We start from the raw sequence: 16188 nt of genomic DNA, 5'->3' as shown, positions 1-16188 counted from the left end.
CCCGATACCAGCGTTGCCTGAACCATCAGTATTCCAGGCTGTAGAAAAAACAGGGGCGCTTCCGGATTGGAAAAACGCCCCTATGTTATCGTAAAAAAAAGTGAATAATCAGACATCCAGATAATCAAGAATACCATCTGCTGCCTGACGACCTTCCCAGATGGCGGTGACCACCAGATCTGAGCCACGAACCATATCACCACCGGCAAACACCTGAGGGTTACTGGTCTGGAATTTGTACCTGGCTTTTTCCGGGGCTACCACCCGGCCACCTTCATCAATCTGAATATCATGCTGTTCAAACCAGTCAGCCGGGCTCGGGCGAAAACCGAAGGCCACCAGAACCACATCCGCTTCCAGTATCTGGTCACTGCCTTCTACCACCTGTGGGCGGCGGCGACCGTTGTCATCCGGTTCGCCCAGTTCAGTAGTTACCAGACGGATGCCCTCTACCTTGCCATCACCAACAATTTCTACCGGCTGGCGGTTAAACAGGAAGTTCACACCTTCCTGTTTGGCATTGGCCACTTCCCGGCGGGAGCCCGGCATATTCTCTTCATCACGACGATAGGCACAGGTAACCGACCTGGCACCCTGACGAATAGCCGTGCGGTTACAGTCCATGGCGGTATCACCACCACCAAGCACCACCACCCGCTTGCCCTTCATATCAATAAAGTTTGCCGTATCCTGTTCAAAGCCGAGGTTACGGTTCACATTGGAGATCAGGTAAGGCAGCGCATCATAGACACCCTCAAGATTTTCACCCGGAAAGCCGCCTTTCATATAGGTGTAGGTTCCCATACCCATGAATACCGCATCATACTCCTCAAGCAACTTGTCCATGGTGATGTCTTTACCGATTTCCGTGTTCAGCTGAAACTCAATCCCCATTTCAGTAAACACTTCACGACGACGGCTCATAACGTGTTTTTCCAGCTTGAACTCTGGAATACCAAAGGTCAGCAAGCCACCGATTTCCGGGTTTTTATCAAACACAACCGGCGTCACACCATTGCGTACCAGCACATCGGCACATCCCAGACCAGCAGGTCCGGCACCGATGATGGCCACTTTTTTATCGGTCCAGGACACCTTGGACATATCCGGACGCCAGCCGAGCGCCAGCGCTGTATCAGTAATGTATTTCTCGGTTGACCCGATGGTTACCGCACCAAATCCGTCATTCAGCGTACAGGCACCTTCACAGAGGCGATCCTGTGGACAAACCCGGCCGCACACTTCCGGCAGTGTGTTGGTCTGGTGTGACAGGTCTGCCGCTTCAAAAAGACGACCTTCAGAGACCAGTTTCAACCAATCCGGAATGTAGTTGTGTACCGGACACTTCCATTCACAGTATGGGTTACCACAGGACAGGCAACGATGCGCCTGATTTTTTACCTGCCGTTCATCAAACGGTTGGTAGATTTCCACAAATTCTGTTTTGCGCTGACGAAGGCTTTTCTTATCCGGATCATGACGACCTACATCAACAAACTGAAAGTTGTTATTCAGCCTTCTCTCTTTTTGGCTCAGGCTGTTGCCATTTTTTAATGGTATCTGTGACATTTCGCTGACCTCACAAAGCTGTTCGTAGGTTCAATACCTGATCTTTTGCCATCCCTGCGGACACCCTGATTACTCAGGGCTACCATGGGTACTGGCCAGCAAGGTATCGAGACTGGCAGCTTTTGGCTTCACCAGCCAGAAACGACCACTGTAGTCATAAAAGTCATCAATCAGCTCCTGTCCCCAGGCACTGCCGGTCTCGGCAACATAGTCTTCCAGGATACTCAGCAGGTGTGATTGATAAGGTTCCATGGCTTCATTATCAATGCGATGTATATCCACTAATTCATGGTTATAACGATCAACAAAACTTCTTTCCAGATCCAGCACGTAGGCAAAACCACCGGTCATGCCCGCACCGAAGTTATGGCCCGCCCGGCCCAGTACAGTCACCAGACCACCGGTCATGTATTCACAACAGTGGTCGCCTGCACCTTCCACCACAACATTGGCACCAGAGTTACGAACACCGAGGCGTTCACCGGCACGACCCGCTGCGTATAGTGTTCCACCGGTGGCACCATAGAGACAGGTGTTACCAATGATAGAGGTTTCATAGGTGACGAAACTGCTGCCAACCGGCGGGTAGATCACCAGCCTGCCGCCGGTCATGCCCTTACCCACATAGTCGTTGGCATCCCCTTCCAGGCGCATCTCCAGACCACCAGCGTTCCAGACACCAAAGCTCTGACCCGCTGAACCGGTCAGGTTCAGCTTCAGGGGGTTATCTGCCATGCCCTGGTTACCGTAACGTTTGGCAATCTCACCGGATAGACGGGCACCGATGGAACGATCACAGTTGCCCACCGTAAAACTGAACTCACCACCTTCTCCGTTTTCGATGGTATCCATCGTCTGGCGAACCATCTCTTCCGCCAACTCACCTTTGTCGTAGGGTGGGTTACGATCTACCTGACAGGTCATGGGCTTGTCCGCAGGCACATCAGCACTGCCGAGAATCGGGGACAGGTCCAGGTTCTGCTGCTTTTCCGTCAGGCCCGGCAAAATCTCCAGCAACTCAGTGCGGCCGACCACCTCCTCAAGGGTTCTGGCACCCAGCAAGGCCAGCCACTCACGCACTTCTTCAGCAACAAAGGTGAAGAAGTTCATAACCATTTCAACATCACCCTTGAAGTGCTCTTCCCGGAGTGACTTATCCTGAGTCGCCACACCGGTAGCGCAGTTATTCAGATGACAGATACGCAGGTATTTACACCCCATGGCAATCATGGGTGTAGTACCAAAACCAAAACTTTCCGCACCAAGAATGGCCGCCTTGACCACATCCAGACCGGTCTTGAGACCACCATCCGTCTGCAGGCGAACCTTACCACGCAGATCATTACCACGCAGCGTTTGATGGGCTTCACTCAGACCCAGCTCCCATGGTGAACCGGCATAACGAATAGACGTCAGAGGACTTGCAGCAGTACCGCCATCATAACCGGAAATGGTGATCAGATCCGCATAGGCCTTGGCAACGCCTGCTGCAATAGTACCGACGCCGGGTTCAGATACCAGCTTGACGGAAACCAGCGCCTCGGGATTCACCTGTTTCAGGTCATAAATCAGCTGAGCCAGATCCTCGATGGAATAGATATCATGGTGTGGTGGTGGTGAAATCAGGGTAACTCCCGGCACAGAGTAGCGCAGACGGGCAATCAGCTCATTTACCTTGCCACCGGGCAACTGACCACCTTCGCCGGGCTTGGCCCCCTGGGCAACCTTGATCTGCAGGACTTCGGCATTCACCAGGTAGTGAGGAGTTACCCCAAAACGACCCGAGGCAATCTGTTTGATTTTGGACATACGATTGGTGCCGAAGCGGGCTTCATCTTCACCTCCTTCACCGGAGTTGGAACGACCACCAAGACGGTTCATCGCTTCCGCCAGAGCTTCATGAGCTTCCGGGGACAAAGCACCAAGACTCATGGCCGCAGAATCAAACCGGCGCACGATATCACCAACAGATTCAACCTCGTCCACCGCAAGTGCCTTATCATTGCGCTTGAGACCCAGCAGGTCACGCAGAGTAGCCACTGGGCGTTGGTTGACCAGTTCGGCGTATTTCCGGTACTCCTGATAGTCGCCGGTTTTAACGGCAACCTGTAACTGTTGCACCACATCCGGATTGAAAGCGTGGTACTCACTGTCGTGTACATACTTCAACAGGCCACCCTGCTGAATTGGCTTACGGGCTTTCCAGGCCGTTTCGGCCAGCAGGCCCAGTTCATAATGGAAGTCTTCGAAGCGGGCACCCTGAATACGGCTTTGAACACCGCAGAAGCACAGATCGACAATCTCTCTGGCAAGACCCACGGCTTCAAACAGCTGCGCTCCCCGATAAGAGGCAATGGTAGAGATTCCCATTTTAGAAAGGATCTTCATTAACCCTTTGCCAATGCCTTTACGATAAGCCTTGTACGCTTCCCGGGGATCGGTCATTACCTCACCGGAGCGAATCTGGTCATTAATGATTTCATAGGCCAGATAAGGGTATACGGCGGTGGCACCAAACCCGATCAGCACCGCAAACTGGTGGGAGTCACGGGCAGACGCGGTTTCAACAATAATATTGGACTCAGAACGCAGGCCTTTGCCAATCAGCCGGTGATGCACGGCACCCGTTGCCATAGCCGCTGGCACTGGCAGCAGCCCCTGATCGATATGGCGGTCAGAAAGGCAAATTAACACCTTGCCAGATTGCACCGCTTGTTCCGCCTGGTCACAGATATTCAACACCGCCTGCTCAAGACCAATAGACGGGTCGTAAGTCAGGTTGATGGTGGCTGGCTCAAAGGACTTATGCTGATGACGAACACTCATCAGGTCCAGGAATTTCGCAGTGGACAGTACAGGTGACTTGAGAATGACCCGGGCAGCGTGCTCCGGTGTTTCTTCAAACAGGTTCAACTCACGACCCAGGCAGGTTTCCAGCGACATAACGATCGCTTCACGCAGCGGATCAATGGGTGGGTTGGTTACCTGGGCAAACTGCTGGCGAAAGTAATCATAGACCGTTCGGGTTCTGCCAGAGAGCACGGCCATTGGCGTATCGTCGCCCATAGAACCAACCGCTTCCTGGCCAGACTCGACCAGTGGACGGATCACCTGATCACGTTCCTCAAAGGTGACCATAAACATCTTCTGATAGACGTTTAGCTGTTCAGGAGACAGGTGGTCAACCTTGTAATCATCTTCACTGAAGTGCGAACGGATACGATAGGCGTTCTGCTTCAGCCACTTTTTGTAGGGCTGACGGACTTTCAGTTTGTCATCGATATCATGGGCCTGGTGCAGTTCGCCTGTTTCGGTATCAATCGCCAGAACTTCTCCCGGCCCAACCCGGCCTTTGGCAACCACATCTTCAGGCTTATAGCCATGAACGCCAACCTCTGAAGCCACAGTCAAATAACCGTTTCTGGTAATAACCCAGCGTGACGGGCGCAGGCCGTTACGGTCCAGGGCACAGACGGCGTTGCGGCCATCGGTAATAACCAGGCCGGCAGGGCCGTCCCAGGGCTCCATATGCATGGAACTGTATTCATAGAATGCCCTGAGGTCCGGATCCATGGTGTCGACATTCTGCCATGCGGGCGGAACCAGCATGCGAATGGCACGGTAAAGATCCACACCACCAGCGACCAGCACCTCCATCATGTTGTCCAGGCTGGATGAATCAGAGCCGGTGCGATTCACCAGGGGAGAAATATCATCAAGCGTTGGCAGCAACGGTGACTGGAACTTTTGACGACGGGCCTCTGCCCAGTTGCGGTTACCGGTGATGGTATTGATTTCACCATTGTGAGCCAGCATGCGGAATGGCTGGGCCAGCTGCCAGCGCGGCATGGTATTGGTAGAAAACCGCTGATGAAATACACAGATGGCGGTTTCAAAGCGGGTATCACCAAGGTCCGGATAAAACGTCGGCAGGTCCACCGGCATCATCAAACCTTTATAGGTGATGACCCTGGGCGACAGTGAGCATATATAGTAATCCTGGTCTTCCGCCATCGCCATATTGGTGTAACGGCGAGCCATGTAGAGCCTGGCATTAAACTCTTTCTCGTCAAGCTCACCTTCGGGGGTAACAAAAATCTGTTCAATGCCCGGCAGCAGGTCTTTGGCGATGGGGCCAAGGCAGTCAACATTAACAGGAACCTGGCGCCAGCCTACCACGTTGAGCCGTTGCTTCTGCAACTCTTTCTCAAGCGTTTTTTTGCCTTTCCCCGTCCGGGCTTTATCCGTGTTGAGAAAGACCATCCCCACGGCATATTGTCCGGGCAGCTCGCAGCCAAACTTTTCTTTCGCAACCGTTCGGAAAAAAGTATCCGGTGTTTGAATCAACAGGCCACAGCCGTCGCCTGTTTTACCGTCGGCAGCAATACCGCCACGGTGAGTCATACAGGTCAGTGCTTCAATCGCCGTTTTCAGAAGGTGGTGACTTTTCTTACCTTCCATCTGGGCAATGAGCCCGAAACCACAGTTATCCCGAAACTCCCCGGGATTATACAGACCTGCTTTCATAGGCACTTTCTCTACCAACCTCATCAACCCATTATTTTTCTGGCTCGCCTCGCCTTAACTAAAAGTCATCCCGACTTTCCCGGAGCCCGCTTCCACCTTGAAGTTGACTCCTATCCGGAAGGCTTCATGTTCCACTTTCTGAATCAGGTGAATACACGTCATTTAAACATTTTTGGTGTACCACCGGCACACTACCCTGTAGAGCCATAACTATTTTGTAACCGGTTTTGTAACCCGTGTGCTTTCCGCCTCTGGTAACAGGACTTCCCGCCATAATTATGCAGCTTAAGTGCATAAAACCAAATCTGGCTTATGGCCACTTGACAGGCAAAACGGCTCGCCATTTTACACGGCTGTCACTGCAATCACAAATGACCCGCATCAATGCAAGTAAAAACCGTAATAATAGATTGATATATCGAAGTTTTTTACAGCGAATTCGCACAACCAGGAATAGTTATGACTAACATAGTGAGAGCTGGAGAGCACGCTCCAGCCATTGAGAAAGTATTCAGGAACAGAACTGCGCAAGACAGTCCATTAAATGTTGATGGCTAAAACCATCCGTCACCACAGCATGACCAACAGAGTCCAGAAGCACCAGCCGCAATTGGCCATCCAGCACTTTTTTATCCACTGCCATTAGCTCGAGAAAGCGATCCGGGTTGATACCAGAAGGAGGCATTACCGGCAGGCTGGCACGTTCAAGCAAATATATAAGCCCATCGACGTCTTCTCTGGATATATGACCTTCCCGGCAGGAAAGATCAGCCGCCATCACCATACCAGCAGCCACCGCTTCACCATGCAGCCAGGAGCCATAGCCGGTATGCGTTTCTATTGCGTGACCAAAAGTGTGCCCAAGATTGAGAATGGCACGAATACCGGACTCGGTCTCATCCGCCTCGACCACTCTGGCTTTGTCCTGACAGGATTGATGGATTGCGTAGGAAAGCGCCTCCGGATCACGATCCAGCAAACGCCCAATGTTTTCCTGCAACCACTGATAAAACGGTTTATCACAAATCAAACCATATTTGATCACCTCTGCCAGTCCTGCTGATAGCTCCCGGTCAGGTAATGTGTTCAGTGTCAGCGTATCGATAATGACGGCATTGGGCTGATAGAATGCACCGATCATGTTTTTACCCAGGGCATGGTTGACCCCGGTCTTCCCACCTACTGAGGAATCAACCTGGGAGAGCAGTGTTGTTGGTACCTGAATAAAATCCACACCCCGCTGATAGCAGGCCGCAGCAAAACCGGTCATATCCCCGATAACACCGCCACCCAACGCCAGCAACGTTGTTTTGCGGGTATGCCGTTCCTGTAACAGTTGATCGAAAATAAGGTTGAGTGTGTCGAGGTTTTTATACTGCTCACCATCCAGCAAAGTGATGACCGTCAAATCATAATTTGCCAGGGTGCGCTTAATGAGATCCAGGTAGAAAGGGGCGATCGTCTCGTTGGTGACAATGGCAACACGCCGACCTTTAATGTAAGACTGGAAATAGTCAGCGTTTGACAAAAGATCGGAGCCGATAAAAATGGGATAGCTTCTATCTCCCAGATCGACTTTAAGTTCCAGCATGGTAGATGACTCCCTCACTGTTTTCCCAAACCAACCGTTTGAATGATTTTTTTTATAACCTGCCGGGGTGACATGGTGGCAGTATCCAGAACAAGGTCTGCGATCGATCGATACAGTGGGTCACGCTCTTCAAGCAACCTGGTCAGAACCTCTTCACGGTCTGCCCGCTGCAACAATGGTCGTCGTTTGTCTTTTTCCGTTCTCTGCAATTGAATTGCTACCGGGGTACTCAAATAAACCACAAACCCATTGGTGCTCAACTGTCGTCTGTTCTCCAATCGGCCAACAGCCCCCCCACCGGTTGCCATAACGACGCCTTTCTGAGTGCAAATATCTTCGATGACCTGGGTTTCCCTGTCCCGAAACCCCAGCTCGCCTTCAACATCGAAAATCCAGGGAATATCCGCGCCACTGCGTTCTTCAATCACATGATCCGAGTCAAGAAAGGGTCGGGCCAGCTCTTTTGCCAGCATCCTGCCAATGGTACTTTTGCCTGCCCCCATGGGACCAATAAGATAGATATTTGTTAATGGCATGCTCTTTGCCAGCCTGACTTCCTGCCTGTGTGCAGCGAGCGTAGCGCATCGTAAGCAGTGATGACAACAAAAAACGGGAGCCAAGGCTCCCGTCAGAGATTTTAAAACCTGCTATATGCCAGCAGTTTAACGCAATGAAACACCTTCAGTAATGATTCTGGGCGTTATAAAGACCAGAAGCTCTTCTTTTTCATCACTCTCTGTTTTTTTGCGGAACAAGCCACCAACCCAGGGAATATCACCCAGAACTGGTACTTTATCAACGCCGTTTTTTATAGTCTGCTTAAAGACACCACCCAGAACGACTGTTTCACCATCTTCAACCAGAACCTGGGTAGTGATCTCATTGGTGGAAATAATTGGTACGTTATTGGATGCCTGATTGGTTGTATCGTCATTATTGATCTTGATATCCATAATGACGCGACCATCCGGGGTAATCTGAGGTGTCACCTCCAGCCCCAGCACCGCATCCTTGAACGCGACCGAAGTTGCACCGCTGGAAGTTTTCTCCTCATAAGGGATTTCTTTACCTGACTTGATCACTGCGGTTTTCTTGTCCGCTGTAATGACTTTTGGCTGTGAAATTACTTCGCCTCCGCCATCACTCAACAGGGCAGAGAGCTCAAGGTTCAAAATGGTGCCACCTTTACTGGAGAAGCCGATGGCAATAGCACTTGAAGTCCCTCCGGTTATACTCAGGTCAGTGAATACATCATCATCCTTACCACCACCAATTGAGAGTTCCCTGTTATCATTCTTGAGCGCATCTTCTTTTGACCCACTCCACTTAACACCCAGCTCTTCTTTGAAGTCGGAGCTGAGCGTCACGATACGAGCCTCAATCATCACCTGCCGAATAGGAATATCCAGCTGATCAATCAGCGACCTCAATTCATCCAGCTTGGCCTGCGTATCCTTGATCAACAGACTATTGGTTCTTGCCACCACCTGAACCGAACCCCTTTCTGTCAACAGGCTGGCACCTTCTGCGCCTTTCAGTACCGTGGCAATTTCTTCTGCGTCAGCGTAATTAATCTGAACCAGATCAGTATATACCGGGGCTAACTCACGAATCTGTTTTTCGTTCTCCAGCTGCTCACGTTCACGCGCAGCAATTTCCGCTGCCGGAGCCACGGTAAGAACATTGCCTTCCAAACGCTTATCGAGCCCCTTAGCCTTAAGCACAATATCAAGCGCCTGATCCCAGGGAACATTTTGCAGTCGCAGGGTTACATTCCCCCCAACCGTATCCGATGCCACCAGATTCAGATCGGTAAAATCAGCGATCAACTGAAGCACCGCCCGGACTTCAATATCCTGAAAGTTTAACGACAGCTTATCACCTTTATAGGAGAGCCCAGCTTTTCGTCTACTGCGATCTTTAGGGTCTGGAGCCTTGACACTGACAGTCAGCAGATTGTCTGTCTGATAGGCCAGATACTCAAACTCTCCCTTGGGCTCTATGGTAATAATGCTGTTACCATCCTCAACAGTGGCATCAATAAACTTGATCGGTGTAGCAAAGTCGATAACATCCAGGCGATTTCTCAGGTTCTGTGGCAATACATCGCCCTGAAACTCCAGACGGATACGCCCCCCCTGCTCATTCATATCCATCGGAATCCTGGCATCGGACAGGGCAATGATCACCTCTCCCTCACCATCATCACCTCGCTGGAAATCAATATCGGTAATACCTCTTCGCATTTCCGCGACTTGATAGGATGACTGACTCCGCTGAGGTAACTCCCTTTGCACGGCAGTGGTGCTGTTATTCTCGCCGAGGTAAATGCTGAGCGTCCTGCCATCAGCCTGGGTGCTGAAGCGGGTAGGCTGCTGAAGATTAATAACCAGGCGGGTTCTGTCTCCGGCCTCAAGCACAGTCACACTCTTGGCATTATTAAAGCCAATCTCGTTGTACTTGGGGAGTTCACTGCGGGTAAAAGGCAGGTCTATGGAAATCCGGGGAGGCTTCTCAATGCTGTAGCCATGAGCAACCGGTGCCGCGCCATCAAAGCTCAAACGTATCTCAACCATCTCACCCGGCAATGCCGCTGTATCCATATTTTTCAGGGTGACACCCCACGCGGAAATAGGCAACATGGCCAGCAACGTATACAGAAGCCCTTGGACAGCCCTGGCCTGCAACAGGGGACTAATATTCATCTAACTTACCTATTTCAGAATTAGAATTGTTTTTTTCATCGGCATCACTGTTAAATAATCCAGCCCATTCCGCCACGATGGCTCAAAACCATACCCTCTCATACTGAAGCATCCCCCAGATAAAAAAAGCCGTCCATCCCTGAATAACAATCGGCTAACTCAACACAGCCAGCAGCGCACTGTCAACCGCTCAGGGTGTGACAGCAGCATCCTTGCTGGAAATATGATGATTAATTCACAATAAAGGAAATAAAATCACTGATTATTAAAATTAACGCGGAGAACTCTTGGTCGCTCAATCCAGTAACTTGGACCAGCAGGAACAATCTCGGTCACACGCAACTCCTGGTCATCGAGGTAAGTGATACGACCATGGTTACGCCCCAGGTAATCACCCACACGAACCCGGTGAACACCGTCAGAGCCACGCACCAGTCCCCAGAATCCTTCGTCGTTACTGATAGAGCCTACCAAACGAAACGAATCCAGTTCAAACTGTTCCAGGTACTGCTTAACACGGTGTGGGTCTGGCTTGATGTTGCTATTGAGCTGTTCCGTGGTCAGTTCAATTTTCACCGGCTGCTTAAAAGGACTGCGCAAGGCTGATGCCTGATAAGTAAACGCCTCATAAGGACTGAACTTGGGCAATGGCTCAATATTACCCGTAGGACGGGCCCTCATCTCTGCCATATAGTCATCAATGTCTTGATAACCCTGGCGACCACCATCCGAGCATCCAGCAAGAATCAGCGCAGCACCGGCAACAAAGACAAGTTGAAGCAGCTTCATCATAGCCCCCCCTGATCATTGTAGCGGTAAGTTTTTGCAAGGATGTTCATGGTTAACTGACCATTCTTGCCCGGGCGAATCTCAAAATCATGCAGGGTAACTATTCGCGAAAGACTGGCAACACCACTGACGAAGTTACCCAGATCATGGTATGTACCCGTCACGCCAATGCTGATTGGCAGTTCTATATAAAAGTGGCTGACATTTTCATCCTGAAGTTTTATTTCTTCGATCTGAAGACCTGCTCCACGCCCGGTAAAGGTAATGTCTTCAAGCAGCCCGGGCACCTCTGTATCACTGGGCAGCTGTTTCACCAGTGCACCAAACGAGTTTTCCATTTCTGCCATCTGTTCGCGGTAGGCTTGCAGGTTTGCCGACTGGAACGCCCTGATTCGATACTGCTCCCGTAAATCCTGCTCTTTACTGGCAGCAGTATCATAACGCTTCTGCAAACTGGTCAGGTGAAACTGATAACCAAACCCAAGCACCAACGCCAGAGTCAGAATACAGACAAAGACCCTGGCTCCGAGGGGCCATGAACCAATGTTATCGAAATCAATGTCATTCAGATCAAATTCATTCAGCTTTTGTATTGAATCTGCAAGGCTCATAGTCCCCCCTTGGCCTGAGTGGGGTTGATCTGCTTAACCGTTAGATCAAACTCATTCCAGCGCTGGCTGTTGGCCGCTACTTTCCTGACCGCTGTCAGATTTGGTTCAGCAAACCATTCAGAGTTATCGAAGTTTCTCATCAAGGCGGAGATACGATTATTGGACTCGGCAACCCCGACAAGCGACAGGCGATCTCCCTCCAGGGTTATCTGCTTGAAATAAACCCCTTCAGGAACCACATGTGCGACCTGGTCAAATATGCGAACAATCACCGGGCGGTTGCCCTGCAGGTTTTGAATGACCTGCATCCTCTCAAGCAGTTGTTCTTTCTTGGTTCTCAGGTCCTTGATTTCACTGATCCGCTGATTCAGCTGCGTAATTTCATTTTGTAGATATTGGTTACGACTTTTCTGGTGACTGATGTTATGGCTGATGTAAAGGTCACCGATAAAGATCAGGCCAATACCAACCAGCACCGTTATCGCCCAGAAGGCAATGAAACGCTGTTTGCGTTCTTTCCTGAGCTCTTCACGCCAGGGTAAAAGGTTAATTCTTGCCATCAGTCGAAACTCCTCATGGCAAGGCCACAGGCAATCATCAGCGCCGGGGCCTCAGTGGCCAGTCGGTCCTTATCCACTTTCCCGGCCATGGACATTCCGGCAAAAGGATTGGCCAGCCTGGTCGGGACCCCCAATTTATCCTGAATCATTTCCGCCATACCCGGGATTGATGCGGATCCTCCTACCAGGGCAATGGCATCCACATCATTGAACTGGCTGGATGAATAAAAGAATTGCAATGAACGTGATACCTGCTGAACCACCGTTTCCCGGAAGGGCTCCAGAACTTCAGGTTCATAATCATCAGGCAGCCCCCCTTTACACTTGGCCTTCTCTGCTTCTTCAGGGGTGAGCCCATAACGGCGCTGAATCTCATCAGTCAACTGCCGTCCACCGAATAACTGCTCACGGGTATATACGGTTTTACCCCGGCTGATCACATTCAGTGTGGTTTTCGTGGCACCAATATCGACGATAGCCAGCACCGGATCCCGATCTGGCAGGTCAAGCTGGCCGTCAATCAATTCGCATGCCCGCTCCATGGCAAAAGCTTCGACATCAACAACTTTGGGCGTTAATCCCCCAAGCCGAAGCGCCTCCTCGCGCATTTCAACATTGTCACGACGACAGGCTGCCAGTAAAACCTCAACTCGCTCAGGATTTTTTTCGTTCAGACCCTGGACTTCAAAGTCGATGGCCACTTCATCCATGGCATAGGGAATATACTGGTCTGCCTCAACAGAGATCTGGGTTTCCATCTCATCTTCACTGAGGGAAGCATCCATATCGATGGTTTTGGTGATAACGGCAGCGCCTGACACCGCAACGGCGGCATTTTTCAGGCCAGTTCTGGATTGGGAGAGAGCTCTTGCAACGGCTTCACCAATGACATCAACTTCATGAATATTATTTTCAACCACGGCTCCTGGCGGAAGGGGCTCAACACAGAAAGCTTCGACTCGGTAAACACTGCCTTTTAGCCCTAACTCAATGACTTTGACAGATGTCGAGCTTATATCCACCCCTAACACGGCATTTGATTTTTTCTTCAGCAGCCCAAACACTGGTGCAATCCTTGATTATTAGTTATAAGATCAACAGCTTTAGTTTAATAACAGTCTGTATACTTTCGCAATTACCGTCGCCATTCAGCCAACTCTAAACACTGGATTTTTAAGGAAGATCCTTCGGCAACCCAGGACGGTGCCACGTACAGGAAAACCACATTTTCAGCTGATGGCCATTTCACCATATAATACTCAGTCACGAACGGCTGTCAGGACGACTCTTGTTATGACAAGACAGTTCAAAGATGTCACAACTTCAGCCGGTGGCCTTCGCTTTATCAGGATTCCCTAACAGCATGAAACGGTCGGTTAAACTTCTTAAATTCCTGCTCTGGTCACTAGTAACAGTAGCCAGTGGAATTCTGCTTGTCAGTGCCAGTGCCTATTTATACCTCAGTCCTTCGCTACCTTCTGTGGAGTCATTGCGGGACGCCAAATTACAGACACCTCTGCGAGTTTACTCTCAAGATAATCTGCTCATTGCCGAGTTCGGCGAAAAACGCCGGTCCCCCATTCAGTTTGAAGACGCCCCCATACACCTGATCAAAGCCTTTATGGCTGCCGAAGACGACCGTTTTTATTACCACCCCGGCGTTGACATCATGGGCCTGATGAGGGCCGCTGTGCAACTGGTCAGCACCGGCAGCATTCAGTCCGGTGGCAGCACCATAACAATGCAGGTGGCCAAGAACTTCTTCCTGAGCCACGAGCGGGTATTTTCGCGCAAATTCAATGAAATCCTACTCGCTTTGCAAATAGAACAGCAACTGTCCAAGGATGAAATCTTTGAACTCTATCTCAATAAAATTTATCTGGGAAACCGCTCTTATGGTGTCGAGGCCGCCGCACAGGTTTACTATGGCAAAGCCATCGATGAGTTGAATCTGGCCCAGATTGCCATGATTGCCGGTCTGCCAAAAGCACCTTCCCGCTATAACCCGATCAATGATCCCAAACGGGCCCTGATCCGGCGGGACTGGATCCTGGGAAGAATGAAAGATCTTGGCTACGTCACCCATGAAGAATATAACGACGCCATCAGCCAGCCGGTCACTGCCCGCTATCATGGCGCAAAAATCGAACTTGAAGCACCTTATATCGCCGAGATGGTTCGACAGCAAATGGTTGAGCAATACGGCCTGGATGCCTACACCGAAGGTTTTAAAGTCTACACCACCACCAGCAGCGAGCTGCAGAATGCGGCCAACCTTTCGGTAGCCCATGGGTTAATGGCCTACAACGAACGCCATGGTTACCAGGGCCCGGTCACCAACCTGTTTGATAATATTCCGGAAGAAGGCTGGCAGCAGCGCATCAACAAAACGCCATCGCCCGGTATTCTGTTACCCGCCATGGTCACCCGGGTTGGCGAGGAAGACGTTGAAATTGGCCTGAAAGACGGCAACAGCGGTAAAATCAGCTGGGAAAATCTGAGCTGGGCAAAGCCTTTTCTGACCGTAAACAGCGTTGGTCGTACACCTGACACACCTGCGGATGTTGTGAGAATCGGAGACCAGATCTGGGTAAGGCTTACAGAAGATGGCAGTTATCGTCTGGCCCAGGAACCACAGGCACAGGCAGCCCTGATTTCCATGCACCCGGAAAATGGTGCAATCCTGGCTTTGGTGGGAGGGTACAACTTCTATGACAGCATGTATAACCGGGCCACTCAGGCCATTCGCCAGGCAGGCTCATCATTCAAACCCTTTGTTTATGCGGCGGCCATTGCTAACGGCATGACTGCGGCAACCATCGTCAATGATGCACCGATTGTGTTTGATGATGCCAACCTGGAAGATAGCTGGCGGCCAAATAATGACAATATGAAGTTCAATGGCCCCATGCGTTTGCGTGAAGGTCTCTATCGTTCAAGAAACCTTGTATCTATCCGCGTTCTGCGTCAGATAGGTATCAGCAAAACCGTTAACTATCTTAAGCAGCTGGGTTTCAAGGAAGAGTCTTTAAGCCGTGACCTGTCACTTTCCCTGGGCAATGTCTCCATGACACCACTGGAACTGGCTTCTGGCTATGCAGTTCTGGCCAATGGCGGTTTCCGCATTGAGCCCTGGCTTATCCAGCGAATTGAAACCGCTGATGAACTCATTTTTGCCGCCAACGCAGCAATAGCCTGCAATGAAAGCTGTATCGCCAGCCTGAATCAAGACACCATGGAGAGTGAAGAAGAGAGTCCCCTTTTCAGCGATCCAGAGCTTGAGGAAATGCTGATTCAGGAAGACACTCCATTCTCTGAACCCGACGATCAGCCGGTAATCGCCAAATCCGTTATGTCACCCCGGGTGAACTACATCATGAACGACATCATGAATGATGTCATCTGGAAAGGCACTGGCAGACGTGCCAGGGAACTTAAACGGCAGGATATCGCCGGTAAAACCGGAACCACCAATGACAGTAAAGATGCATGGTTTGTTGGCTTTAACCCGGATGTCCTGACTGCCGTCTGGGTGGGCATGGACGACTTTTCAACACTCGGGCGCTGGGAATACGGAGCCAATGCAGCTCTGCCAATCTGGATTGACTATATGCACACCGCCCTGGAGGGCAAACCGGAACATAAGCCGACACAACCGGAGGGCATGATCACCCTGAAAATTTCACCAGAAACCGGACAGCTTGCCCTGCCCGGAGACCCCAACGCTATTTTTGAAATTTTCCTCCAGGAAAACGCCCCGCAACAATACAGTGATGAAGGGCTGCCATCTCTTGGCGAGATGGACCATGAGTTTTCACCGGAAGATCTTTTTTGAT

10 protein-coding genes are annotated in these 16188 nt (G+C 50.8%); 1 reads left to right on the top strand and 9 read right to left on the bottom strand.

All coding sequences use genetic code 11. The features are described 5' to 3' along the window. Nucleotides 1–108 precede the first annotated feature (108 nt). The 9 genes from J7438_RS04050 to J7438_RS04010 all read right to left on the bottom strand — a co-directional run bounded on the left by J7438_RS04050 (nt 109) and on the right by J7438_RS04010 (nt 13383). Nucleotides 109–1569: a glutamate synthase small subunit GltD family protein gene (locus J7438_RS04050; protein ID WP_209275545.1), complete on the bottom strand. Its 1461-nt coding sequence runs from the start codon at nt 1567–1569 to the stop codon at nt 109–111. Nucleotides 1570–1638: 69 nt separating this feature from the next. Beyond that, nucleotides 1639–6096, bottom strand: coding sequence for a glutamate synthase large subunit (gene gltB / locus J7438_RS04045; RefSeq protein ID WP_209275544.1), 4458 nt, complete (start codon nt 6094–6096; stop codon nt 1639–1641). A gap of 511 nt (nt 6097–6607) precedes the next feature. After that, nucleotides 6608–7687, bottom strand: a complete 1080-nt coding sequence (aroB, locus tag J7438_RS04040; RefSeq protein ID WP_209275543.1) for a 3-dehydroquinate synthase — start codon at nt 7685–7687, stop codon at nt 6608–6610. A gap of 14 nt (nt 7688–7701) precedes the next feature. Beyond that, the gene (gene aroK, locus J7438_RS04035; protein ID WP_209199980.1) at nt 7702–8223 is read right to left on the bottom strand and encodes a shikimate kinase AroK; all 522 of its coding nucleotides are present in this window, start codon (nt 8221–8223) and stop codon (nt 7702–7704) included. 126 nt (nt 8224–8349) lie between these two features. Next, nucleotides 8350–10392, bottom strand: coding sequence for a type IV pilus secretin PilQ (locus tag J7438_RS04030; RefSeq protein WP_209199981.1), 2043 nt, complete (start codon nt 10390–10392; stop codon nt 8350–8352). Between the two features lie 255 nt (nt 10393–10647). Next, nucleotides 10648–11184 carry a pilus assembly protein PilP gene (locus tag J7438_RS04025; protein ID WP_286196401.1) on the bottom strand — a complete coding sequence of 179 codons (537 nt, stop codon included), beginning with the start codon at nt 11182–11184 and terminating at the stop codon, nt 10648–10650. Next, entirely contained in the window at nt 11181–11792 is a 612-nt protein-coding gene (locus J7438_RS04020; protein WP_209199982.1) for a type IV pilus inner membrane component PilO, read from the bottom strand. Before J7438_RS04020 ends, J7438_RS04025 begins: the two co-directional genes overlap by 4 nt. Next, nucleotides 11789–12352 (bottom strand): PilN domain-containing protein, encoded by a 564-nt coding sequence (locus J7438_RS04015; protein ID WP_209199983.1) that lies wholly within the window; start codon nt 12350–12352, stop codon nt 11789–11791. Before J7438_RS04015 ends, J7438_RS04020 begins: the two co-directional genes overlap by 4 nt. After that, entirely contained in the window at nt 12352–13383 is a 1032-nt protein-coding gene (locus tag J7438_RS04010; RefSeq protein WP_353620095.1) for a pilus assembly protein PilM, read from the bottom strand. Before J7438_RS04010 ends, J7438_RS04015 begins: the two co-directional genes overlap by 1 nt. Nucleotides 13384–13715: 332 nt before the next feature. Between J7438_RS04010 and J7438_RS04005 the strand changes: the two genes are divergently transcribed. Then, nucleotides 13716–16187, top strand: a complete 2472-nt coding sequence (locus J7438_RS04005) for a penicillin-binding protein 1A (RefSeq protein ID WP_209275541.1) — start codon at nt 13716–13718, stop codon at nt 16185–16187. The last annotated feature ends 1 nt before the right edge of the window (nt 16188 follow it).

The organism is Thalassotalea sp. G20_0 (assembly GCF_017744175.1).
Classification (GTDB): domain Bacteria; phylum Pseudomonadota; class Gammaproteobacteria; order Pseudomonadales; family Endozoicomonadaceae; genus Endozoicomonas.
The sequence above is the reverse complement of the archived record's forward strand: the minus strand, read 5'-3'. Positions and strand labels throughout refer to the sequence as shown.

Coding starts and splice junctions, on each gene's coding strand:
- aroK (WP_209199980.1), bottom strand. CDS start 8,223: ATGCCATTAACAAATATCTATCTTATTGGTCCCATGGGGGCAGGCAAA.
- J7438_RS04005 (WP_209275541.1), top strand. CDS start 13,716: ATGAAACGGTCGGTTAAACTTCTTAAATTCCTGCTCTGGTCACTAGTA.
- J7438_RS04020 (WP_209199982.1), bottom strand. CDS start 11,792: ATGAGCCTTGCAGATTCAATACAAAAGCTGAATGAATTTGATCTGAAT.
- J7438_RS04015 (WP_209199983.1), bottom strand. CDS start 12,352: ATGGCAAGAATTAACCTTTTACCCTGGCGTGAAGAGCTCAGGAAAGAA.
- gltB (WP_209275544.1), bottom strand. CDS start 6,096: ATGAAAGCAGGTCTGTATAATCCCGGGGAGTTTCGGGATAACTGTGGT.
- aroB (WP_209275543.1), bottom strand. CDS start 7,687: ATGCTGGAACTTAAAGTCGATCTGGGAGATAGAAGCTATCCCATTTTT.
- J7438_RS04050 (WP_209275545.1), bottom strand. CDS start 1,569: ATGTCACAGATACCATTAAAAAATGGCAACAGCCTGAGCCAAAAAGAG.
- J7438_RS04030 (WP_209199981.1), bottom strand. CDS start 10,392: ATGAATATTAGTCCCCTGTTGCAGGCCAGGGCTGTCCAAGGGCTTCTG.
- J7438_RS04025 (WP_286196401.1), bottom strand. CDS start 11,184: ATGATGAAGCTGCTTCAACTTGTCTTTGTTGCCGGTGCTGCGCTGATT.